The sequence below is a fragment of the Herbiconiux daphne genome (genome assembly GCF_024979295.1).
Lineage (GTDB): Bacteria > Actinomycetota > Actinomycetes > Actinomycetales > Microbacteriaceae > Herbiconiux > Herbiconiux daphnes.
Genome location: NZ_JANLCJ010000002.1, coordinates 331812 through 355304, shown reverse-complemented (window position 1 = coordinate 355304; position 23493 = coordinate 331812). Strand labels below are relative to the sequence as shown.

21 protein-coding genes are annotated in these 23493 nt (G+C 69.7%); 18 read left to right on the top strand and 3 right to left on the bottom strand.

Annotated elements, in window-relative coordinates:
* Nucleotides 1-10: 10 nt before the first annotated feature.
* The 17 genes from N1032_RS07205 to N1032_RS07125 all read left to right on the top strand — a co-directional run bounded on the left by N1032_RS07205 (nucleotide 11) and on the right by N1032_RS07125 (nucleotide 18838).
* Nucleotides 11-1783, top strand: coding sequence for a peptidoglycan D,D-transpeptidase FtsI family protein (locus N1032_RS07205; protein WP_259538341.1), 1773 nt, complete (start codon nucleotides 11-13; stop codon nucleotides 1781-1783).
* Nucleotides 1784-1798: 15 nt separating this feature from the next.
* Complete coding sequence (locus tag N1032_RS07200; RefSeq protein ID WP_259538339.1) at nucleotides 1799-3400, top strand: Mur ligase family protein; 1602 nt, start codon at nucleotides 1799-1801, stop codon at nucleotides 3398-3400.
* 3 nt (nucleotides 3401-3403) lie between these two features.
* Entirely contained in the window at nucleotides 3404-4846 is a 1443-nt protein-coding gene (locus N1032_RS07195) for a UDP-N-acetylmuramoyl-tripeptide--D-alanyl-D-alanine ligase (RefSeq protein ID WP_259538338.1), read from the top strand.
* Nucleotides 4843-5937, top strand: coding sequence for a phospho-N-acetylmuramoyl-pentapeptide-transferase (gene mraY, locus N1032_RS07190; protein ID WP_259538337.1), 1095 nt, complete (start codon nucleotides 4843-4845; stop codon nucleotides 5935-5937). Before N1032_RS07195 ends, mraY begins: the two co-directional genes overlap by 4 nt.
* A complete protein-coding gene (gene murD / locus N1032_RS07185; protein WP_259538671.1) occupies nucleotides 5934-7502 on the top strand; it encodes a UDP-N-acetylmuramoyl-L-alanine--D-glutamate ligase in 1569 nt (522 codons plus the stop codon). The genes mraY and murD overlap by 4 nt, the downstream gene beginning before the upstream one ends.
* Entirely contained in the window at nucleotides 7459-8808 is a 1350-nt protein-coding gene (gene ftsW, locus N1032_RS07180) for a putative lipid II flippase FtsW (protein ID WP_259538336.1), read from the top strand. Before murD ends, ftsW begins: the two co-directional genes overlap by 44 nt.
* The gene (locus N1032_RS07175; RefSeq protein ID WP_259538335.1) at nucleotides 8805-9965 is read left to right on the top strand and encodes a UDP-N-acetylglucosamine--N-acetylmuramyl-(pentapeptide) pyrophosphoryl-undecaprenol N-acetylglucosamine transferase; all 1161 of its coding nucleotides are present in this window, start codon (nucleotides 8805-8807) and stop codon (nucleotides 9963-9965) included. Before ftsW ends, N1032_RS07175 begins: the two co-directional genes overlap by 4 nt.
* Nucleotides 9966-10032: 67 nt before the next feature.
* Entirely contained in the window at nucleotides 10033-11490 is a 1458-nt protein-coding gene (murC, locus tag N1032_RS07170) for a UDP-N-acetylmuramate--L-alanine ligase (RefSeq protein WP_259538334.1), read from the top strand.
* Nucleotides 11487-13127, top strand: a complete 1641-nt coding sequence (locus N1032_RS07165) for an FtsQ-type POTRA domain-containing protein (RefSeq protein ID WP_259538333.1) — start codon at nucleotides 11487-11489, stop codon at nucleotides 13125-13127. The genes murC and N1032_RS07165 overlap by 4 nt, the downstream gene beginning before the upstream one ends.
* A gap of 53 nt (nucleotides 13128-13180) precedes the next feature.
* Nucleotides 13181-13543, top strand: a complete 363-nt coding sequence (locus N1032_RS07160; protein ID WP_259538332.1) for a hypothetical protein — start codon at nucleotides 13181-13183, stop codon at nucleotides 13541-13543.
* 178 nt (nucleotides 13544-13721) lie between these two features.
* Nucleotides 13722-14933 carry a cell division protein FtsZ gene (gene ftsZ, locus N1032_RS07155; RefSeq protein ID WP_259538331.1) on the top strand — a complete coding sequence of 404 codons (1212 nt, stop codon included), beginning with the start codon at nucleotides 13722-13724 and terminating at the stop codon, nucleotides 14931-14933.
* A 13-nt stretch (nucleotides 14934-14946) separates the two neighbouring features.
* Entirely contained in the window at nucleotides 14947-15654 is a 708-nt protein-coding gene (locus tag N1032_RS07150; protein WP_259538330.1) for a YggS family pyridoxal phosphate-dependent enzyme, read from the top strand.
* 39 nt (nucleotides 15655-15693) lie between these two features.
* Nucleotides 15694-16176: a cell division protein SepF gene (locus N1032_RS07145; protein WP_259538329.1), complete on the top strand. Its 483-nt coding sequence runs from the start codon at nucleotides 15694-15696 to the stop codon at nucleotides 16174-16176.
* A gap of 24 nt (nucleotides 16177-16200) precedes the next feature.
* Nucleotides 16201-16506 (top strand): YggT family protein, encoded by a 306-nt coding sequence (locus tag N1032_RS07140; RefSeq protein ID WP_259538328.1) that lies wholly within the window; start codon nucleotides 16201-16203, stop codon nucleotides 16504-16506.
* Nucleotides 16507-16652: 146 nt separating this feature from the next.
* Nucleotides 16653-17288, top strand: coding sequence for a DivIVA domain-containing protein (locus N1032_RS07135; RefSeq protein ID WP_259538327.1), 636 nt, complete (start codon nucleotides 16653-16655; stop codon nucleotides 17286-17288).
* Nucleotides 17289-17328: 40 nt separating this feature from the next.
* On the top strand, nucleotides 17329-17913 hold the full coding sequence (gene lspA / locus N1032_RS07130) for a signal peptidase II (protein WP_259538326.1): 585 nt from the start codon (nucleotides 17329-17331) through the stop codon (nucleotides 17911-17913).
* Nucleotides 17914-17917: 4 nt separating this feature from the next.
* Nucleotides 17918-18838: an RluA family pseudouridine synthase gene (locus tag N1032_RS07125; protein WP_259538325.1), complete on the top strand. Its 921-nt coding sequence runs from the start codon at nucleotides 17918-17920 to the stop codon at nucleotides 18836-18838.
* On the opposite strand, the gene N1032_RS07120 is transcribed toward N1032_RS07125, so the two are convergent.
* Both N1032_RS07120 and N1032_RS07115 read right to left on the bottom strand, forming a co-directional pair.
* A complete protein-coding gene (locus N1032_RS07120) occupies nucleotides 18815-19669 on the bottom strand; it encodes an endonuclease/exonuclease/phosphatase family protein (RefSeq protein WP_259538324.1) in 855 nt (284 codons plus the stop codon). The genes N1032_RS07125 and N1032_RS07120 overlap by 24 nt on opposite strands.
* Nucleotides 19670-19792: 123 nt before the next feature.
* Nucleotides 19793-20680, bottom strand: coding sequence for a glycosyltransferase (locus N1032_RS07115; protein ID WP_259538323.1), 888 nt, complete (start codon nucleotides 20678-20680; stop codon nucleotides 19793-19795).
* 76 nt (nucleotides 20681-20756) lie between these two features.
* On the opposite strand from N1032_RS07115, the gene N1032_RS07110 reads away from it, so the two are divergent.
* Nucleotides 20757-23282, top strand: a complete 2526-nt coding sequence (locus N1032_RS07110) for a glycoside hydrolase family 3 C-terminal domain-containing protein (protein ID WP_259538322.1) — start codon at nucleotides 20757-20759, stop codon at nucleotides 23280-23282.
* Here N1032_RS07110 and N1032_RS07105 read toward each other — a convergent pair.
* Complete coding sequence (locus N1032_RS07105) at nucleotides 23277-23456, bottom strand: hypothetical protein (RefSeq protein ID WP_259538321.1); 180 nt, start codon at nucleotides 23454-23456, stop codon at nucleotides 23277-23279. The genes N1032_RS07110 and N1032_RS07105 overlap by 6 nt on opposite strands.
* Between the last annotated feature and the right edge of the window lie 37 nt (nucleotides 23457-23493).

Below are 23493 nucleotides of genomic sequence, written 5' to 3'. Positions count from 1 at the left end.
GGAGACCAGAGTGAACACCGCCGCCACCCGAAGCACCCGTCGCCGGGCCGCCGTCGCCGTGTTCGCCGTCGTCGCGGTTGTCGCGGTGTTCGTCGTGCGCCTGGTGACCATCCAGATCGTGCAGGCCGACACCCTCAACGCGGAGTCGTTCGACAAGCTCTCGGCCTCCACCTCGACCTACGGCCTCCGGGGCGACATCACCGACAACGACGGCACCGTGCTCGCCACGACCGTGCTGCGCTACGACATCACGGCTTCGCCGAAATCGGTCACCGACTTCGACCGAACGGATGCCGCGGGCACGACGTCGACCGTCACCCCCACGCAGGCCGCCGCCGAGATCGCGGCGATCACCGGTCAGACCTCCGACGAGGTCTACGGCATCCTCACGGCCGACCCCTCGTCGAACTTCACCTATCTGGTCAAGAACGTCGACGTCGACGTCTTCCGGGCGGTGCGCGACCTCGAGATCCCCTGGATCTACTACGAGTCGAACCCCGTGCGCACCTACCCGAACGGCGCCGTCGCCGGCAACCTGATCGGCTTCCTGTCCGACGGCACCACCGGCACCGCCGGCGTCGAGCAGATCGACAACGAGTGCCTCACCGGCACCGACGGTCTCGAGACCTACGAGCGCGGCGCCGACGGCGTGGCCATCCCCGGCAGCACGGTCACGCAGACCGAGGCGAAGAACGGCGGCACCGCCGTGCTCACCATCGACAGCGACCTGCAGTGGTTCTCGCAGCAGACCCTCGCGGCCCGCATCCAGGAGACCGGAGCCGCGTGGGGCACCGTGGTGGTCACTGAGGTGAAGACCGGCAAGCTGCTGGCCGTGGCGGACTACCCGAGCGTCGACCCCAACAACATCGACGCGACGCCCGCCGACCAGCGCGGTTCGATCGCGTTCCAGGCGCCGTTCGAACCGGGTTCGACCTTCAAGGCGCTGACCGCGGCATCCGTTCTCGACGCCGGCCTCGCGAACGTGGGCACGCAGGTCGAAGCGCCCTACGTCTACACCGACCCCAACGGGGCGTCGACCCGTGACAGCGAGTTCCACGTCGACCCGTTGCGCCTCACCTTCGCGGGCGTCATCCAGGAGTCGTCGAACACCGGCACCGCGATGCTGGGCGAGCTGCTCACCCCGCAGCAGCGGTTCGACTACATGACCAAGTTCCACGTCACGAGCCCGAGCGAGGTGGGCTTCCCGGCCGAGTCGGGCGGCATCCTGGCGCCGTGGGACGCCTGGGACGACCAGACCAACCTCACCACCACTTTCGGGCAGGGCATCTCGACCACGGCCGTGCAGATCGCGAGCGTCTACCAGGCGCTCGGCAACGGCGGCGTGCGGTTGCCGGTGCAGCTCGTCGAGGGCTGCAAGCAGGCCGACGGCACCGTCACCCAGGTGCCCGACACCACCGGATCGCAGGTGGTCTCGCCCCAGGCGGCGACCGACACGATCAACATGCTCGAGACCGTCGCGACCGGCGGCTACGCCTCGGCAGACCTGCAGATCCCGGGCTACCGGGTGGCCGCGAAGACCGGAACGGCGCAGATGAGCGACGGCAACGGAGCCTACGGCGACAGCTACATCACGTCGCTCGCGGGGCTCGCTCCGGCCGACGATCCGCAATACGTCGTTTCGGTCACCATCGCGAAGCCGGTTACCATTGAGAACGGTTTGGCGGCGGCACCGGTCTTTCAGAAGATCATGTCGCAGGTTCTGAAAGAGCACCGCGTTCTTCCGTCCACGGAGCCCGCGCCCGATCTTCCGACAACATATTGAGCACGAAGGAGACCAGTGGCTGATCGGGCTTCTTCGGCTCTACGACCGGAGCATCCCATCGCGCGATCGCTCCCTCACCTGGTCGAGGACTTCGGGTTCGAGCAGGTCGGGCCCCCCGTGTCCGACGTGGTCTCCGGCATCACCATCTCGTCGCGCGACGTGGTTCCCGGCGACCTCTACGTGGGCCTCAAGGGCGCGCGGTTCCACGGCGCCTCGTTCGCACAGGCCGCGAGAGACGCCGGCGCGGTGGCCATCCTCACCGACCCCGAGGGCGTGCCCCTGGCCGCCGAGGCGGGCCTGCCCGTCATCGTCACCCCCGAGCCCCGGCTCGCGCTCGGCGAGCTCGCGGCCTGGATCTACCGCACCCGCGAGGAGCCGCCGACGCTGTTCGGCGTGACCGGCACCAACGGCAAGACGAGCGTCGCCTACCTGCTCGAGGCCATCCTGCGCCAGCTCGGAATCGTCGCCGGTCTCAGCACCACCGCCGAGCGCCGCATCGGCGACGAGACCATCGTGTCGACGCTGACCACGCCGGAGGCGACCGAGATCCACGCCATGCTCGCGCGGATGCGTGAGGCCCACGTGCGCTCGGTCATCCTCGAGGTCTCGGCGCAGGCCATCACCCAGCACCGCGTCGACGGCATCGTCTTCGACGTCGTGGGGTTCACCAACCTCTCGCACGACCACCTCGACGACTACTCGACGATGGAGACCTACTACGCGGCCAAGCGCGAGCTCTTCCAGCCCGATCGCGCCAAGCGCGGCGTCGTGATCGTCGACGCCGAGTGGGGCGAGCGCCTCGCCTCGGAGTCGCGCATCCCGCTCACCACCATCTCGACCGCCCCGAGTTCCGACGCGCGGTTCGGCGAGGCGCAGTGGCATCTCACGATCGACGACGAGACCGCCGACCGCACCACGTTCACCTTGAGCGGGCCCGACCACCGGTCGCTCACGACATCCGTTCCGCTGCTCGGCAGCTTCATGGCCGCCAACGCGGCCCTCGCGATCGTGATGCTCGTCGAATCGGGCTTCGACCTCGGCGCCATCGCCCACGCCCTGAGCGGCGAGGGCGGTTCGAACGGGTCGGCGCAAGACGACGGCGACCGCGAGCCCGGCATCGACGTCTACATTCCCGGCCGAGCCGAGAAGGTCTCGGGCGACCGCGGGCCCGTCGTCTACATCGACTACGGCCACACGCCCGACGCCTTCACGCTCACGCTCGAGTCGATCCGGCGGGTCACCGACGGCCGCATCATCATGGTCTTCGGCGCCGACGGCGACCGCGACCCCTCCAAACGCGAGGAGATGGGCGCCATCGCGGCCCGGCTCGCGGATGCCGTGGTCGTCACCGACTTCCACCCACGCTACGAAGACCCGGCCGCCATCCGGCGCGTGCTGCTCGACTCCGCTCGAGCCGCAGCCCCCGGCCGCGAGATCTACGAGGTCGCGGATCCGCGGGCGGCGTTCCGCAAGGCGCTGTCGATCGCCTCGGAGGGCGACGTGGTGCTCTACGCCGGCCCCGGCCACGAGGACTACCACGAAGTAGCGGGCGAGAAGATCCCCTATTCCGCGCGCGACGACGCACGGAACGCCCTGCACGAACACGGATGGCTCTGACACATGCTCGATCTCACACTCACCGAGATCGCGAAGGCGCTCCAGGGCGAACTCGTGATCACCGATGCCGCCTCGCTCGCGGGCTGGTCGCCGGAGACGGTCGTGAACGGCACCGTCGACACCGACTCCCGTCTGGTGCGGGACGGTGACATCTTCGTCGCGAAGCGCGGCGAGTTCGACGACGGCCACCGGTTCGTTCCCGCGGCAGTCGAGGCCGGCGCGGCGCTCGTGGTGGTCGAGCGGCCGTTCGATCTCGCCATCCCGCAGGTCGTCGTGGCCGACTCGGTGCTCGCCCTCGGCCACTTCGCGACCGAGGTCGTGGCGCGCGTGCGCGCGACCGGAGACCTCAAGATCGTGGGCATCACCGGCTCGAACGGCAAGACCACCACGAAGAACCTGCTGAGCGCGATCACAGCGCGGGTGGGCGAGACCGTCGCCCCGCGCGACTCGTTCAACAACGAGGTCGGGGCCCCGCTCACGATGTTGAAGCTCACCCCGACCACCCGGTTCCTGGTGGCCGAGATGGGCGCGAGCGGCAAGGGTGAGATCACCCGCCTGATCCGCATGGCGAAGCCCGACGTGGGTGTCGTGCTGACGGTCGGACTCGCCCACGCGGGGGAGTTCGGCGGCATCGAGACCACCCTCGCCACCAAGACCGAGATGGTGCAAGACCTCGTGCCCGGCGACGTCGCCGTGCTGAACCGCGACGACCCGCGGGTGGCGAGCATGGCCGACAAGACGGCGGCTCGCGTGCTCTGGTTCGGGTTGTCGCCCGAGGCCGAGGTGCGCGCGACCGACCTCGACGCGACGGCCGCCGGAACCACCTTCGTGCTGCACCTGCCGACGGGCGAGTCGCGCGCGGTGCGCTTCGCCGTGCTCGGCGAGCACCACGTCATGAACGCCCTGGCCGCCGCCGCTGCCGCGCACGTTCTCGGGGTGGGGGTCGACGACATCGTCGCCGCGCTCGAGACCGTCGTGCGCGCCGAGCGCTGGCGCATGGAGCTGCTCGGCGGCAAGAACGGCGTGCAGGTGATCAACGACGCCTACAACGCGAGCCCCGACTCGATGGCCGCCGCGCTGAAGACGCTCGCCCAGATCGCCCGCGACGACCAGCGCACCATCGCCGTGCTCGGTGAGATGAGCGAGCTCGGGCCGTTCTCGGTCGAGGAGCACGACCGCATCGGCCGCATGGCGGTGCGCCTCAACATCAAGAAGCTCTACGTCGTGGGCGAGGCCGCCCGTGCCATGCACCTGGCCGCCGAGCACGAGGGGTCGTGGGGCAGCGAGGCGTTCTTCGTCGAGACCGCCGACGAGGCCTTCGACCTCGTCACCGCCGACACGCAGCCCGGCGACCTCATTCTGGTGAAGTCGTCGAACTCGGCCGGCCTGCGCTTCCTCGGCGACCGCATCGCCCAGGCGAACTCGACCGAGCAGGCGAACGCATGATCACCCTCCTCGCCTCCGCGTCGCTCTCGCTCGCGTTCTCGCTCTTCCTCACCCCGGTGTTCATCCGCATGTTCAAGCGGTTCGCCTGGGGTCAATTCATCAACATCGACACGCCCGACGCCCACCACGTCAAACGCGGAACGCCCACGATGGGCGGCATCGTCATCATCCTGGCGGTGCTCTTCGGCTACTTCGTCTCGGCGCTGCTCACCCAGGAGCCGCCCACCATCTCGGGCCTGCTGGTGCTGTTCCTCATGACCGGGCTCGGCGTGGTGGGCTTCATCGACGACTTCCTCAAGGTGCACAAGGAGCGCAGTCTCGGCCTGAGCCCTGTGGCGAAGATCATCGGGCAGGTGATCGTCGGCATCATCTTCGCGCTTTTGGCCATCCAGTTCCCGAACAAGCAAGGCGAGACCCCCGCGTCGACCCGGGTGTCGTTCATCCGCGACCTGCCGTTCGACTTCCTCTCCTGGGGCCTCGTTCTCGGCGTCATCGCCTTCGTGGTCTGGATCTGCATCATCGTCATGTTCACCTCGAACGGCGTGAACCTCACCGACGGGCTCGACGGCCTCGCGCCCGGATCGTCGATCCTCGCCATCGGCTCGTTCGTGATCATCGGCTTCTGGCAGTTCAACCAGAGCTGCGCGAGCGTGACGCTCGACACCGACGTGCTCGACAAGTGCTACGACGTGCGCGATCCACTCGACCTCGCGGTGGTGGCCGCCACGATCGTCGGGGCCCTGATCGGCTTTCTCTGGTGGAACACCAACCCGGCCAAGATCTTCCTGGGCGACACCGGCTCGCTCGCCCTCGGCGGGGCGCTCGCGGCTCTCGCGATCCTCGCCCGCACCGAACTGCTGCTCATCCTGATCGGCGGCATCTTCGTGATCGTCGCCGGCCAGGTCGCCGTGCAACTGACCTACTTCAAGCTCACCAAGGGCAAACGCATCTGGCGCGCGAGCCCGCTGCACCACCACTTCGAGATGAAGGGCTGGGCGGAGGTCACCATCGTCGTGCGGTTCTGGATCATCGCCGGTCTCTTCGTGGCCGGCGCCGTCGGCTCGTTCTATCTCGAGTGGCTGTCACGATGACGGATGCCGCGGCGACCCCGATTCCCGAGCCGTCCCGTCTCGACGGCCTCACCAGCTGGCACTCCGACTGGGCGGGGCTCCGGGTGGCGGTGCTCGGTCTCGGCATCACCGGATTCTCCGTGGCCGACACGCTCACCGAACTCGGCGCATCCGTTCTGGTGGTCGCCGCCAAGGCGGCGAAGCAGTACGCCGACCTCATCCCCGTGATCGGCGCCGAGCTCGTGCTCGCGCCCGGTGGGGAGGTGCCCGCCGAGCTGCAGGATTTCGACCCCGAACTCGTGGTCGCCTCGCCCGGCTACCACCCCGACGACGCGTTGCTCGTGTGGGCGGGCGACCGCGGCACCGCCGTCTGGGGCGACGTGGAACTCGCCTGGCGGCTGCGCGACAAGGTCGTCGACGCCCAGACGGGCAAGCCGGCCGACTGGATCGCCGTGACCGGCACCAACGGCAAGACCACCACCGTGCAGCTCACGGCCTCGATGCTGCTGGCCGCCGGGCACCGCGTGGCGCCGTGCGGCAACATCGGCATCCCGGTGCTCGACGCCATCCGCGACCCCCAGGGGTTCGACGTGCTGGTGGTCGAGTTGTCGAGTTACCAGTTGCATTCCACGTCGAGCATGTCTCCCTACGCGTCGGTGGTGCTCAACCTCGCCGAAGACCACCTCGACTGGCACGGCTCGTTCGAGGCCTACGTCGCCGCCAAGGCCCGGGTTTACACGAACACGCAGATCGCCTGCGTCTACAACCGCGACGACCTGCGCACGATGACCCTCGTCGAAGACGCCGACGTGATCGAGGGCGCCCGCGCCATCGGCTTCGGGCTCGGGGTGCCGGGCCCGAGCGACTTCGGGGTGGTCGACGGCATCCTGTGCGACCGCGCATTCCTCGACGACCGCCGCGACGCCGCCCTCGAGATCGCGACGGTCGACGAACTGCGGATGCGTGGCCTCGGCGCTCCGCACACCGTCGCCGACGTGCTCGCCGCGAGTGCGCTCGCCCGCAGTTACGGCGCCTCGATCGAGGCCATCCGTGCCGCGCTGGCGCAGTTCACGCTCGACCGGCACCGCATCGAGCACGTGGTGACGGCCGGCGGTGTCACCTGGGTCGACGACTCGAAGGCGACCAATCCGCATGCGGCCGCGGCATCCCTGCGGGCGTATCCGTCGATCGTGTGGGTGGTCGGCGGCCTGCTCAAGGGCGTCGACATCGACCCGCTCGTCGAGGCCTCGGTCGGCGGCGACGGCGGTCGCGTGCGTGCCGTGGTCGTAATCGGGGCCGACCGCTCCGAGGTCGTCGCGTCTTTACGGCGACACGCGCCCGGGCTGCCGCTCTTCGAGGTCGAGCACGATGAGACTAGTGACGTGATGACGCGTGCGGTCGCTCTGGCGGCCGCCGCGGCAGAGCCCGGAGACGTCGTGCTGCTGGCACCGGCAGCGGCATCGATGGATCAGTTCGCAGACTACGCCGACCGCGGAACCCGATTCGCGGAGGCCGTGCGCAAGCACGTGGGAGGTATTGACGGTGACGACACCCTCCCGAACCCTTCCGAGATTCGGCCGGAATAGGCCTTCGGCCGCGGCATCCGGAGCACCCGCTACCGGCGGCGGCGGTGGTGGCACGGCCGGCAGCGCCCACTCGGCGCGCATCTCGCTCGGCCAGGTGTTCACGGCCGAGTCGAGCAACTACTTCCTGCTGCTCGGCACCACGCTCTTCCTGGTGCTGCTCGGGCTCGTGATGGTGCTCTCGTCGAGCTCGATCGACTCGTTCACCTCGGGCCGCGACTTCTTCAGCGTCTTCCTCAAGCAGGGGCTCTTCGCCCTGCTCGGCATCCCGCTCATGCTCGTCGTGTCGCGCCTGCCCATCCGCTTCATGAAACGCTGGGCGTGGCTGGCCATCTTCGTCGCGATCGGCGTGCAGCTGCTCGTGTTCACCCCGCTCGGCGACGAGGTGGGCGGCAACCTCAACTGGATCGCGATCGGCAGCTACACCTTCCAGCCCTCGGAGCTCGTGAAGCTCGCCCTCGTGGTGTGGGTGGGCGCGATCCTCGCCAAGAAGGAGGCCCTGCTCGGCACGCTCGGGCACGTCGCCATCCCGGTGCTCCCGGTCGCCGGCGGCGCCATCCTGCTCGTGCTGCTCGGCGGCGACCTCGGCACGGTGATGATCATGGCCGGCCTCGTGTTCGGCGCGCTCTTCTTCGCCGGCATCAAGCTGCGCATGATCGTGCTGCCCGTCATCGCGGGCGCGATCATCGCCGTGGTGGTGGCGTTCTCGAGCGAGAGCCGCACCACCCGCATCATGTCGTTCTTCAACGGCACCGGCGCCGATTACCAGGGCACCGACTGGCAGGCGCAGCACGGGGAGTGGGCGCTGGCCGGCGGAGGTGTCTTCGGAGTGGGGCTCGGCAACTCCAAGGCCAAGTGGTCGTGGTTGCCGGCGGCCGACAACGACTACATCTTCGCCATCATCGGCGAGGAGCTCGGCCTCGTCGGTGCCATCGTGGTGCTCATCCTCTTCATCGCCCTGGCGATCGCGTTCGTGCGCATCATCCGGTCGTCGAACGACATGTTCTCGAAGGTCGTGACCGGCGCCGTGATGGTGTGGCTGATCGGGCAGGCGTTCGTGAACATCGCGGTCGTGCTCGGCGTGCTGCCGGTGCTCGGCGTGCCGCTGCCGCTCATCTCGTCGGGCGGGTCGGCCCTTCTGACGACCCTCGCCGCCATCGGCATCGTGCTCTCGATCGCGCGCGAGAACGCCGTGGCGAGCGCGAGGGCAGAACGGATGTCGCAGGCGCCGCAAGCCCCGCAGGCTGCGCCGGCGCCTCGCGCCTCGCGCGTCACGCGCCCCTCGTCGTCGCGGAGCCCGCTGCGATGACCACCTACCTCCTGGCGGGAGGCGGCACCGCGGGGCACGTCAACCCGCTGCTGGCCACCGCCGACGAGTTGCGCCGCCGCGACCCCGCAGCCGAGATCGTGGTGCTCGGCACCGCCGAAGGCCTCGAGGCCCGGCTCGTGCCCGAGCGCGGCTACGAGCTCGTGACGATCCCCAAACTGCCGTTCCCGCGCCGGCCGAACGCCGCGGCGCTGCGGTTTCCCGGGGCGTTCCGGCGCACCATCGCGCGGGTGGCCTCGATCATCGCCGACCGCCACGTCGACGTCGTGGTGGGCTTCGGCGGCTACGCCTCGGCGCCGGCCTATCTCGGGGCGCGCAAGGCGCACGTGCCGTTCGTCATCCACGAGGCCAACGCGAAACCCGGCCTCGCCAACCGGCTCGGCGCCCGCTTCTCACCATGGGTCGGCGTGAGCTTCGCGTCGACGCGGCTGCCGCACGCCACGCTCGTCGGCATGCCGTTGCGGCGCGAGATCACCTCGCTCGCCGACGCGGGCGCCCGGGCGGCGGCTGCCACCGAAGCCCACGGCGTCTTCGGTCTCGACCCCGCACGCCCCACGCTGCTCGTGACGGGCGGCTCGCTCGGCGCCCGCCGCATCAACGCCACCGTGCACGCCACGGCGGCGCAGGTGCTCGCCGCGGGCTGGAACGTGCTGCACATCGCCGGCGGCCGGGCCGAGGTGACCGATCCGGGCCTGCCCGGGTACGTGTTCCTCGACTACTGCGACCGCATGGACCTCGCACTCGCCGTCGCCGATTTCGCCGTCTCGCGGGCGGGCGGCTCGACGCTGTCGGAGTTCGGCGCCCTCGGGGTGCCGGGCGTGCTCGTGCCCTACCCGGTCGGCAACGGCGAGCAGCGCTTCAACGCCCACGACCTGGTGTCGGCGGGGGGAGCCCTGCTGGTGGCCGACGCCGAGTTCGTTCCCGCGTGGGTCTCGCGCGAGCTCGTGCCCCTGCTCGGCGACCGCGACCGCATCGCGCTGATGGCCGCGCACGCCCGCGAGGTCGGCATCCCCGACGGCGACGTGCGTCTCGCCGCCCTGATCGACCAGGCGGTCGCGGGCGCTGTCGACGGCACACCCGGCGGCACCAGCGGACCCGCCGCACGGCACGACGACCTGAACGGGAAGGACTCGGCGTGAGCGTAACGTTGTATGGGATGCCCGGCCGCCCCGCGCATCCCGAACACCGACGAAAGAGCAGCAACCCGTGATCAAGCCAGACCTCGACATCGAGATTCCCGACGACCTGGGCGCCGTGCACTTCGTGGGCATCGGCGGATCGGGCATGAGCGGCATCGCGCGTCTTTTCGCGGCATCCGGTGTCACCGTCACGGGCTCCGACCGCAACGACTCGAAGACCGCCGGAAAGCTGCGCGCCCTCGGCATCCCCGTCGCGGTGGGGCATGACGCCGCCAACGTCGGGTCGGCCGACACCCTCGTGGTGACGAGCGCGCTGTGGCCCGACAACCCCGAATACCTGCTCGCCCAAGAGCGCGGGCTCACCATTCTGCACCGGTCGCAGGCCCTGGCCTGGCTGGTGAACCGGCAGCGGCTCGTGGCCGTGGCCGGGGCGCACGGCAAGACCACGTCGACGGGCATGATCGTCACGGCGCTGCTCGAGCTCGACCAGGAGCCCAGCTTCGTCAACGGCGGCGTCATCTCCGAACTCGGCACGAGCTCGGCTCTCGGCGACGGCGAGATCTTCGTGGTCGAGGCCGATGAGAGCGACGGATCGTTCCTGCTCTACGACACCGCCGTCGCCCTCATCACGAACGTCGACCCCGATCACCTCGACCACTACGGCTCGGTCGAGGCCGTCGAAGACGCGTTCGTGCGGTTCGCCGAGGCGAGCACGGAGTTCGTCGTGATCTCGTCCGACGACGCCGGGGCGCTGCGCGTGTCGTCGCGCCTCGAGCACGAGCGCGTGTTCACCTTCGGTGAGGCACCGGATGCCGACTTCCGCGTGCACTCCATCGAGACCTCCGGCCCCGTGAGCTACGCGATCGAGCACCAGGGCGTCAGCTACCCGGGCCGGCTACGCGTGCCGGGCCGTCACAACGCCATCAACGCGGCCGGTGCCGTCGCCGTGCTCGTCGGGCTCGGTTTTGCTCCGGATGCCGCGATCGAGGCCGTGGGCGCCTTCGGTGGCACGGGCCGCCGTTTCGAACTGCACGGCACGGTGGGCGGGGTCAGCGTCTACGACGACTACGCGCACCACCCGACCGAGGTCGACGCCGCCCTCACCGCCGCCCGCACGGTCGTGGGGGAGGGCCGCATCATCGCGGTGCATCAGCCGCACCTCTACAGCCGCACGCAGCTGATGGCCGGCGAGTTCGCCGAGACGCTCGAGCGCACCGCCGACTTCACCATCGTGCTCGACGTCTGCGGCGCCCGCGAAGACCCGGTGCCCGGAGTGACCGGCGCGCTCGTCTCGGAGCGCTTCGCCGATCCCGACCACGTGGTCTACATCGACGACTGGCAGCGCGCGGCCGACTTCATGGCCTCGTACGCCGAGCCGGGCGACTTCGTCGTGACGCTCGGCTGCGGCGACGTCAACCTCCTGGTTCCGCAGTTGCTCGAGTCGCTCGAGCGGGTCGCCGGGCCGTCGGCCGATTCCGGCGCCGCGTCGGCCGAGCCCGTCTCGTCGGGCACTGGAGGAGAGTGAAGCGGCCGCCGGGCCTGACGCCGCCGCCTGCGCCGGCTCCCGAGCCCGACCCGCAGCCCGCGGCCCGCTCGAAGGGCCGGCGGCGCCCGTCGGTGCCCACGAGCCCGGCTGTGCCGGCGAGTCAGCCGGCGAGTCAGACCGAGCCTTCGCGTCAGGCTGTGCCTCCCCGTCCGTCGGTGCCGTCGGGCCCGTCGCGATCGGCGAGTCCGTCGAGCGTGGCGCCGTCGGCGCCGGCCGGGTCGGGCGCCGGCGCTCCGTCGGCCGGCTCCGCCCGCGGCAGGTCGCCTCGAGGTAGCGGCCGCGACAGCTCCGAGAACCTCGGCTCGAAGGGGTCGGAATCCCTGCTCGCCGCCGTGCGGGACTCCTCGGCCCGCCGCGGCCGTGACGGTGGCCGTGGCGATCGCGGTGCGGACGGTTCCGGCGCCGATGATCGCAGCGCCAATGATCGCAGCGCTGATGATCGCAGCGCCGACGTTCGCGGCCCGCGCGACGGTTCCTCCGCGGCGGGCGCGTCGCTGCGCGAGGCCAAGACCACGCCGATCGATCCATTGCCTCGAGGTTCCCGCCCGAAGAATGGCATGACGTCTTCGGGGAGGGCGGGGGCGGGAGCGAGCAGCTCCGGTGGCCCCAAGACCGCGGCGGCGGCATCCGGAGCCCGGGGAACAGCGAAGAGCTCGGCCGGATCGACCGGCGCCATCGGCCGCTCGACCTCCGGTTCGCCCAGGGTGCCCTCGAGCGCACCCGGCGCGGCCGCGGTGCCGAGGCCCGGCGGGGGAGCGGGGTCGCGAGGCACGAGCACGTCGACATCGACGTCGACATCGACCGGATCATCGCACTCGGCCACGTCATCGCCCTCGAAGGCCCCGAATGCCGACGCGCGCAGGCAGCTGCGCCGGGCGACCCGTGAGCGCCGGCGCTACGAGCGCGCCGAGGCCCGCCGGTTCACCCAGCGCTCGCGCCGGCGCCGCATCGCGTGGCTGACGGCCGGCGCAGCCGTCGCCGCCCTCGTGGTGGTGGTGCTGCTCGCCGCCTATTCCCCCCTGCTCGCCGTGCGCACCGTGGCGATCGAGGGCACCAGCCGTCTCGACTCCGTCGCCGTCACCGGCGCGCTCGACGACCAGCTCGGCCGACCGCTCGCCCTGGTCGACTACGGAGCCATCGAGAGCGATCTCGCCCAGTTCCCGTTGATCGAGTCGTATTCGGTCGAGGCCCGGCCGCCCGACACCCTGGCGATCAGGGTGGTCGAGCGACGCCCGGTCGCCCAGGTGCAGACCGACTCGGGATTCAACCTCATCGACGCGGCCGGGGTGACCGTGCAGCAGCAGGCCGACCGCATCGCCGGGTTCCCCGTGCTCGACCTCACCGGCACCGAGATCGGCAGCCCCGGTTTCGAGGCGGCTGCGGCCGTGCTGATGTCGTTGCCCGACGACCTGATCGCGCAGGTCGATCGCATCAGCGGCACCACTCCCGACAGCGTCACCATGGTCTTCACCGGCGCCGGCCAGCGGGTGGTCTGGGGCAGTGCCGAGGACTCCGAGCTGAAGGCGCGCATCCTGCAGCGCCTGATCGCGACGCAGGACCCCTCGCTGCCGGTCGAGTACGACGTGTCGAGCCCGCAGAGCCCCGTGGTGCGCTGACCGGCGGTACGTCGGCTGAGAAATCCTCATGGTCATGATAGGTTCTCACGGTCATGAGTGGATCAGGGTCGTCGTCGTCGTCGTCGCCGTCGCCGCACGCCTCGCCGCCGCCGGCGTTCGCCGCGGAGGATCGACGCTCGGCCGCCACCCGCCGGGCTCGGGTGCGGCGGATGCGGCTGGTCTACGGCGCTGCCACCTCGGCGATCGCCGTGTGGATCGTGGTGGGCTGGGTGCTCATCGGCGACATGGCCCGAGTTCTCGTGCTGGCGTCGGCCGCCGCGTTCGTCACCGTGGCCTTCTCGCTGCCCTACCTCTGGCCGCCTACTCCGACGCGGAAGCGCGTCGGCCTGGCTGCCGCGGCGGGTGCGTGGGTCTCGCTGCTCGTCTTCGTCGGCGTCTGGCTCTATCCGCGGTGAGTCGGAGCGGTCTCGGCCACCGACCTGGGGTGCCGGATCGCGACACGCGGCGCGCTATCCGGGGCGGCCAACTGATCGTCACCTAGGTTCATTCCTAGGAAATACATACTCGGAATAACTTTAACTTTCAACTAGAACTTTAAGGTTGCACCCTACGAGGTTTCAGCGGAGGCCGGACGTGACGTCAAACCAGAACTACCTAGCCGTAATCAAGGTCGTCGGCATCGGCGGCGGCGGCGTGAACGCCGTGAACCGCATGATCGAGCTCGGTCTTCGCGGAGTCGAATTCATCGCCATCAACACCGACGCGCAGGCGTTGCTGATGAGCGACGCCGACGTGAAGCTCGACGTGGGTCGTGAGATCACCCGAGGGCTCGGCGCCGGCGCCGACCCCGAGGTGGGCCGTCGCGCCGCCGAAGACCACGCCGAAGAGATCGAAGAGGCGCTCGCGGGCGCCGACATGGTGTTCGTCACCGCGGGTGAGGGCGGCGGCACCGGAACCGGTGGTGCACCGGTCGTGGCCCGCATCGCGAAATCGATCGGCGCGCTGACGATCGGTGTCGTCACGAAGCCCTTCGGCTTCGAGGGCAAGCGCCGCGCGGCCCAGGCCGAAGACGGCGTGGCCACCCTGAAGAACGAGGTCGACACCCTCATCGTGGTGCCGAACGACCGGCTGCTCGAGATCAGCGACCGCGGCATCAGCATGCTCGAGGCGTTCTCCACCGCCGACCAGGTGCTGCTCGCCGGTGTGCAGGGCATCACCGACCTCATCACCACCCCCGGCCTCATCAACCTCGACTTCGCCGACGTCAAGTCGGTCATGCAGGGCGCCGGTTCCGCGCTCATGGGCATCGGCTCCTCGCGGGGTGCCGACCGTGCCATCAAGGCGGCCGAGCTCGCCGTCGCGAGCCCGTTGCTCGAAGCCTCGATCGACGGGGCGCACGGTGTGCTGCTCTCGATCCAGGGTGGTTCCAACCTCGGCATCTTCGAGATCAACGATGCCGCCAAGCTCGTGCAAGACGCCGTGCACCCCGAGGCGAACATCATCTTCGGTGCGGTGATCGACGACACCCTCGGCGACGAGGTGCGGGTCACCGTCATCGCCGCCGGATTCGACGGCGGCGAGCCCAACGCCAACACCCCGGCCGAGTCGCGTCGCGGCAGCTACGCCGCCAACGACGACAGCGACCCGTTCGCCCGCGCTGCGCAGCCCACCACGACCCTGCGCCGTGATCAGCGGGCCGAGCCCGCCGAAGAACCGGCAGCCGCTCCCGCGCCGCAGACCTGGTCGGCACCCACGAGCGACCTCGGCCTCACGGGCGCGGTCGCGCTCGACCCCGCGTCAGAAGACGACGACGCCGATCTCGACGTTCCCGACTTCCTGAAGTAACGCACGCCTCGTTGTGACCGACGCACCGGGCCTCAGTTCAGCCGGCGCAGACGCGACGCTCGCCGACCGCGTGGCGTGGATCTCCGACCAGGTGTCGGATGCCGCGCACGCGGCCGGCCGCACGTCCGACGAGATCACGCTCATCGCGATCACGAAGTTCCATCCGGTGTCGCTCGTGCGCGAGCTGCATGCCCTCGGCCTCCGTGATTTCGGTGAGAACCGGCACCAAGATGCGCGCGAGAAGGCGGCAGAACTCGACGACCTCGACCTGCGCTGGCACTTCGTCGGCCAGCTGCAGTCGAAGAAGGCGCGGCAGGTGCGCGAGTACGCGAGCGTCATCCACTCGATCGACCGGGTCGCCCTGGTCGACCAGCTGGCCGAGGTGACCCCACCCGTCGACGTGTTCCTGCAGTTCAACCTCACCGACGACCCCGCGCGCGGGGGAGCCCGGCCCGAGGACGCTCGGGCCCTCGCCGAGAGCGCCGCCGCGGCATCCGGTCTGCGGCTGCTCGGCGTGATGGCCGTGGCGCCGCTCGGCGAAGATCCGCGGCCCGCGTTCGCGCGGCTCCGCGGCATCGGCGAGGTCGTCTCGTCGGTGGTGCCGTCGGCGACGGCCATCTCGGCCGGCATGAGCCACGACTTCCGTGAGGCCATCGCCGAAGGCGCGACACACCTGCGCATCGGCACGGCAATCACGGGAAATCGACCGCCGCGCGATTAATCTCTGGATTAGGAAAAGTAACTGCTACCGGAGGTTCGCATGGCCAACCCGCTCCGCAAGACCATGGTTTATCTGGGTCTCGCCGATGAAGAACTCGAATACGAGGCCCCCGCGGCTCCCGTCGCGCCGGTGCCCCACCCTCACCCCCAAGCGGCGCCCGCGCAGCCGCAGGCGTCCAACCGTGCGCCGGTGACCCCGCTCCGCAAGTCCGCGCCCGTCAAGAATGTGGCTCCTGCTGAAATGAATGAGATCCTCACCGTCCACCCGAAGCAGTACAAAGACGCTCAGGTCATCGCCGAGAACTTCCGCGAGGGCATCCCGGTCATCATCAATCTGTCGCAGATGACGGATGCCGATGCGCGCCGCCTGATCGACTTCGCCGGCGGCCTCTCGCAGGGGCTCTACGGAAAGATCGAGCGAGTCACCAGCAAGGTCTTCCTGCTCTCGCCCTCGCACGTCTCCGTGTCGGGCGAGACCGGCAACGAGGCGAGAGCGGAATCCTCGTTCTTCGTCCAGTCGTAATTTTTGTTCCGTCATAATTACTGAGTGGGTTCCCTCGTCGTCATCATCGCGACCGTCGTCTATTTCGCTCTGCTCCTTTACTTCTTCCTGATGTGGGGTCGGTTCATCCTCGACCTCGTCCGGACGGTCCGTCGCGACTGGCGGCCGTCCGGAGCACTGCTCGTGCTGGCCGAGGTGACCTACACGGTCACCGACCCGCCCATCAAGTTCTTCCGCCGGATCATCCCGCCCCTCCGCGTGGGGCCCATCGCACTCGATTTCGGCTGGAGCATCGTCATGCTGCTCGTCATCGTGGCGCTCTCGGTGGCAGGATTCCTCCGGGCGGGCTGACTTTTTGAGGCGCGCACACCCCGCGCATGTATCCTGGGACCACGGCTCCGCACGAGTTCGTTCCGTTCACGGGACGTTTGTCGGGAATGTTGCTACGGTTAGCAACGCGTTATCACTGTCTGTCAAAGCAATAAGGGTGGAAAACCATGGCGTTAACTCCGGAAGATGTTGTTAACAAGAGATTTTCTCAGACCAAGTTCCGCGAAGGTTATGACCAGGACGAGGTGGATGACTTCCTCGACGAGGTGGTCGTGGAGCTTCGCCGTCTGACTCAGGAGAACGAGGAGCTCAAGGCTCAGCTCGCCGCCGGTGGCTCCGCCCCCGCAGCCGCTGCGCCGGTCGAGACCGCTGCCGTCGTCGAAGAGGTCGTCGAGGTGCCTGCGCCCGCTCCTGTCGCCGAGCCCGTCGCCGCCGCTCCTGCTCCCGTCAACGACGTCGACGACGAGACGGGTTCGACCACGAACCTGCTGCAGCTGGCCCGTCGTCTCCACGATGAGCACGTCAAAGAAGGTGCCGAGAAGCGCGATGCCCTCATCGCCGAGGGTCACGCCACCGCGGCACGCATCATCGCCGAGGCGGAGACGAAGCAGCGCAACGAGCTCGCCCGTCTCAACCAAGAGAAGGCCGGCATCGAGCACCGCATCGACGAACTGCGCACCTTCGAGAAGGACTACCGTGCGGGTCTCAAGACCTACATCGAAGACCAGCTCAAAGACCTGACCTCCTCGTCGGTCGACAACGAGAAGAGCCCGTCGTCCAGCTTCAGCGGCTTTGGCGGATAGCGAGCGCTCGAGAGTCCGTCCCCGGGTCCTGATCGTCCTGGTGGTCGTCGCAGCTGCGTCGATCGCCATCGATCAGATCACCAAGCTTCTGGTCGTGCAGAACCTTGAATTGGGTGAGGTCGTCCCCGTCGTGGGCGACCTCATCCAATTTCACTTTGTGAAGAACTCCGGCGCCGCCTTCTCGATCGGAAACGCGTACACCTGGATCTTCTCGATCCTGGCCACGGCCGTCACCGTCTTCATCATCTGGTTCTCGCGCCGCATCCGGTCGTTCGCCTGGGCCACCGTGTTCGGGCTGCTGCTCGGCGGCACGATCGGCAACCTGATCGACCGACTGTTCCGCGAACCGGGCTTCGGCGTCGGCCACGTGATCGACTTCCTCACCATCCCGCTGCTGCCGGCCATCTTCAACCTGGCCGACGTGTCGATCACCGCGGCCATGGTGCTCTTCCTCGTGCTGACCATCCGGGGCATCGGCCTCGACGGGAAGCGCCACGTCGATCCCGCCCCGGCGCCGGCCGACGGCGAGGTCGAGGAGGCTCCGGCCGACGGCGCAGTCGAGCACGCGTCCGATCACGCGGCCGACCCGGTCGAGCCCACCCGCGACAACCGCGCGCAGGGCTGACGACGTGGAATCACGCACGCTGCCGGTTCCCGATGGGCTCGACGGCTCGCGGGTCGACGCGGGCATCGCCAAACTGCTCGGCTTCTCGCGCACGTTCGCGGCCGAGGTGGTCGACGCAGGCGGGGTGACGGTCGACGGGCGCCCAGTCGGCAAGTCCGACAAGCTGCGCAGCGACACCTGGCTCTCGGTCGAGTGGTCGCCTCGCGAAGAGCCCCGCATCATCCCGGTGGTGGTGGCCGAGCTCGACGTGGTCTACGACGACGACAGCATCATCGTGGTCGACAAGCCCGTCGGCGTGGCCGCGCATCCGTCGGTCGGCTGGGACGGCCCCACGGTGCTCGGAGCCCTGGCAGGCGCCGGCTACCGCATCGCCACGAGTGGCGCCGCCGAACGCGCCGGCATCGTGCACCGGCTGGATGCCGGCACCAGCGGTCTGACGGTCGTGGCGAAGACCGAGAGCGCCTACACCTGGCTGAAGCGGGCCTTCCACGACCGCGAGGTCGACAAGATCTATCACGCGCTCGTGCAGGGGCACCCCGACCCGTTCGCCGGCACGATCGATGCTCCGATCGGGCGGCATCCGAAGTCGGACTGGAAGTTCGCGGTCACCGCCGGCGGAAAGCCCTCGGTGACGCATTACGAGACGCTCGAGGCGTTCCGGGCGGCGACCCTGCTGGAGATCCACCTCGAGACCGGGCGCACCCATCAGATCCGGGTGCACATGGCGGCCCAGCGGCATCCGTGTGTCGGCGATGCGATGTACGGCGCCGATCCGCAGCTCTCCGCGCGGTTGGGGCTCACGAGGCAGTGGCTGCACGCGATGCGACTCGGGTTCGTGCACCCCGAGACGCGCGAATACGTGTCGTTCGAGAGCCACTACCCGGCCGACCTGCAGCACGCACTAGACGTCGTGCGGCGCGACTGACGGCTCGGCCGACGGCAGGCGCACGACCGCCTGCACCGGCAGGTGATCGGATGCCCACACCCCGCCAGGGCGGCGGGTGTCGATGGCGGCCCGGCGCACCTCGATGTCGGGTGTCACCGCGACCCAGTCGATGCGCTTTCGGCCCAGGCGAGGCGCCGCGTAGTCGGGAAACGTTCCCCACTCGGGCGTGAGGCGGTCACGAGCGATGCTCCAGGCATCCGTGAGCGTGCCGTCGGCGAAGAGTTCGACGAGCGGTGCAGTGCCCTCGCCGCTGTTGAGGTCGCCCGTCATCACGGCCGGCAGCGACTGCTCGGCCACCAGCTGACGGATCGTTCTCGCCGAGAGCACGCGGGAGCGTCGCGACACGTTGTCGAAGTGGGTGTTGATCGCGAGGAAGCGGGCCTCCGTCACGCGGTCGCGCAGCACCGCGCCGACGAGCACGCGAGGGGTCATGTTGCCCCACGAGTGCGACCCGGGCGACTCGGGGGTGTCGGAGAGCGCCGACTGGTGCCAGCTGAGCAGCTCGAGCCGGGTGCCGTCGTAGTAGAGCGGGCAACCCTCACCCTGGCCGTCGGCGTCGCGGCCGTGCCCCACCCGGCGGTAGTCTTCGCCGAGCGCGGCGCGGATGAAGCGGTCCTGACCGGGTAGCACCTCCTGGGTGCCCAGCACGTGCGGGCGCTCGGTGCTGAGGAACGCGGCGATGGCCGGGGTGCGCGCCGACCACTGGTCGGCTGTGCGCGGCAGGGTCGGCGGCATCCGGCGACGGATGTTGAAGGTCGCGATCTGCAGGTCGGGGGCGTCGACCTGCCCGATCAGCGCTGAAACGGGCATGACGAGAGTCTAGGCGGCCCGGGGCCGGGCGCCGCTCAGGCGTGCCGCCCAGCGGACGACTCGGTCAGCCCCCTCCGGCCGGACGCCGTCTCGCGCGCCGAACCGTTTCCCGCTCTGCTCGGCCTAGTCGGCCGCCGCCGGCTTCGGCACCCCGCCCCAGCTCTGGGCCGTGTGGTGCTCGTGCAGCCGGCGCTCGGCGTGCAGCGCCGGATAGATGCCGAGGAAGACCGCCATCGGCGCCAGCAACCGGATGTCGTGGATGCCGTGCTTGGCATAGGTGCGTTCGAAGCGCTCGACGTAGTAGAGGTAGTCCTTGGGCGACGAGTCGAGCCGGCGAGCCGACATGCCCACCACCATCGCCGACACATAGCCGACCTTGAGCCCCTTGAGCGCGAGGTGCACGGCCAGGTCGAGGTCTTCGTGCATCAGGTCTTCGCGGTCGGGGCACACGTCGTCGCGCACCGCGAGCCAGGCCTCTTTGGTGATGGCCATGTTCGTGCCGAAAAGGAAGACGTACTTGCCGGCCAGCTTCACCTGGATCTTGCGGAAGGTGTCGTCGGCGTGATGCCCGAAAGCACGCATCGGCATGTCGTAGTACTCCACCGGGCCGCTCGCGGCCACGAACTCGCCGGTCGAGAACGCCTTCTGCACCTGCTCCACCCAGTCGGGCGACAGCGCGGTGTCGGCGTCGATGCGCCCGATCACGGTGCCGGTGGCCGCGTTGAACCCGGCGTTGCGGGTGGGCGTGATGCCCTGCTCGGCGTCTTGGATGACGAGCCGGATGTTCGCCTCGGGGAACGCGGCCTGCATCGCCTCGACCGCAGCACGCGTGCCGTCGGTCGACTTGTTGTCGACGACGATGATCTCTTTCGCGGGCACGGTCTGCTCGATCGCGGCGACGAGGCAGTGCCGGATGCCGGCCTCCTCGTTGTAGGCCGGGATGACGATCGAGACCGACGGCAGCGAAGCGGCGGCGAGCGAGTCGGAGGGGAGCGGGGCGCTGGCGGTCACGGCGTCGTCCTTCGGTCGAGGTCGGGGGAGTGGAAGCGGGAGTGCGAGTGCTGCAAGTCTGGCAGAGCCGGGCGCGGTGGCGACAGAGGCGCACTCGTTCGCGGCATCCGTCGGCCCTCTACCATGGAGCCAGATGGACGACACGACCAAGGCTCAGGCGCGCGCTCTCGTCGGGCGGTTGACCGACGCCGAGAAGGTGTCGCTCACGGCGGGGGCGGATGCGTGGACCACCACGGCCGTCGACCGCCTCGGGATTCCCGCGATCAGGCTCGGCGACGGCCCGCACGGGGTGCGGAAGCCGCACGACGGCGCCGGCATGTCGATGTTCGACTCGCATCCGGCCACCTGTTTTCCGACGGCGGCGGCGCTCGGGTCGACCTGGGACCCCGAGCTCGTGCGTCTGGTCGGCGAGGCGCTCGGGCGCGAGTCGGCGGCGCACGGCATCGCGGTGCTGCTCGGGCCGGGTGTCAACCTCAAGCGCACGCCGGTGGGTGGGCGTGATTTCGAGTACTTCTCCGAAGATCCGCTCGTGTCGGCGCGCATGGGTGCCGCCTGGGTGCGTGGCGTGCAGAGCACGGGCGTGGGGGCGTCGCTCAAGCACTTCGCGGCCAACAACACCGAGCGCCGGCGTTACGGCGTCGATGCCGTGGTCGACAAGCGGGCGCTCCGGGAGCTTTATCTCGCGTGTTTCGAGCGGGTGGTGATCGACGAGCGGCCGGCGACGGTGATGGCGGCCTACAACAGGCTGAACGGCGAGCACTGCACCGAGAACAGTCGTCTGCTTCGCGACATCCTGCGGGGCGAGTGGGGGTTCGACGGGGTCGTCGTCTCGGACTGGGGCGCCGCCTGGGACCGCATGATATCGGTGCCGGCCGGCAACGACCTGGCGATGCCGGGGCTCGGACGGCGCGACGACCGATACGTGCGGCGGGCTCTTCGGTCGGGGGCGCTTGCCCGTCGGGCGCTCGACGAATCGGCGGCGCGCATCCTGCAGCTCGTGGGGCGGCACGCGGGCGCGACCGGGGCCGGCGATGCCCCCGATCTCGACGCCCACCACGCGCTCGCGCGTCGAGCGGCCGCGGCGGGCACCGTGCTGCTGAAGAATGACGGCGTGCTGCCGATCGGGCCCTCGGGTCGCATCGCGGTGATCGGTGCGTTCGCGAAGGAGCCCCGGTTCCAGGGCGCGGGCAGTTCGCACGTGGTGCCGACCCGGCTCGACACGTTGCTCGATTCGCTCGTCGAGGCCGTCGGGATCGATCGAGTCGTCTACGCCCCGGGCTATGACCGGGTGCACAACGAATCGACGGCGGCGCTCATCGCCGAGGCGCAGAGTGCGGCGCGCGAGGCGGATGTCGCGGTGGTGGTGATCGGGCTGCCCGAGGTGTTCGAGACCGAGGGGGTGGATCGCGAGCACCTGCGGTTGCCTGAGGCCCACGACCGGCTGGTCGAGGCAGTGCGCGCGGTCAACGCCGAGACGGTGGTCGTGTTGCAGAACGGGTCGCCGGTCGAGATGCCGTGGCTCGATTCGGTGCCGGCCGTCGTGGAGGCCTACCTCGGGGGTCAGGCCGGGGGGAGCGCGCTCGCCGAGGTGCTGCTGGGCGAGGCGGAGCCCGGCGGGCGGCTGGCCGAGACGTTTCCGGTGCGTTACGCCGATCATCCGGAGTCGTGGCTGCCGAACGGGCCGGCCACGGTGGAATACCGCGAGAGCCTGTATGTGGGGTATCGCTACTTCGACAGCGCGGGGGAGGCGGTGGCGTTCCCGTTCGGGCACGGGCTGTCGTACACGACGTTCGACTGGTCGGATGTCGCGGTCTCGGGGTCGGATTCGTCAGGGGTGGGCGGCTCGAGCGATGCCGACGTCGAGGTGCGTCTGGTCGTCTCGAACACCGGCACGAGGGCAGGCGCGGAGGTGGTGCAGGTCTACGTGCACGACCTCGAATCCAGCGTCTTCCGGCCGCAGCAGGAGTTGAAGGGCTTCGCGAAGGTCGAACTGGCCGCCGGTGGGCGTGAGACGGTGTCGATCCAGCTCGATCGGCGGGCGTTCAGCTTCTGGAACACCTCGGCCGGGGCATGGGTGCTCGAGCCGGGCAGGTTCGAGATCCGGGTCGGGCGGTCGTCGCGCGACATCCGGTGGCGGTCGACGATCGAACTGGGCGCGCCGGGCGATGACGGAGATCGCGACGATCTCCCCGCCCTCGGGAGCGAGGGGAGGGAGCCGGGCGACCTGTCGAGCTTCTACCGGGCGCCTTCGAAGCGGGCGGGATTCCCGGTCGCGGAGTTCGAGCGGTTGCTGGGGCATCCGGTTCCGCGGAACGTGCCGGCGGGGCCGGGGGAGTTCACCCTCGATACGGCGGTCAGCGACATGCAGCAGACCCTGCCGGGGCGGTTGCTGTTCCGTTTTCTCGCCCGTCAGGCTGTGAAGACGATCGGCGCGCCCAGCGAGGCCCCGGTCGAGATGGTCGCGGGCGATGTCGTGGCTCAGCTGAACTTCCGGATGCTGCCGACCGTGAGCGACGGACTGATCGGCCGACGCGGCGCGCGCCGGCTGCTGGCGTTGGTGAACCTGCTGAGCAGGATCGGGCGCGGTCGCGCGCGGTTATGACCGGTCGCGCGGCGGGAGCGCGCGGCCGATGCGCTGACCGTTCTCGTCGAGCAGCACGCGGGTGCCGTCGACGAGCTGCACTCTCATCTGCCGGAGCGGCCAGAGGATGCTGACTCCGGCGAGCTCGGCGCCGAAGACGTCGTGTGCGGTGTCCCAGAATTGCTGCTCGTCCATCGGCGCCCTCCACGTCAATGCCGGAGATGTCCAGCGT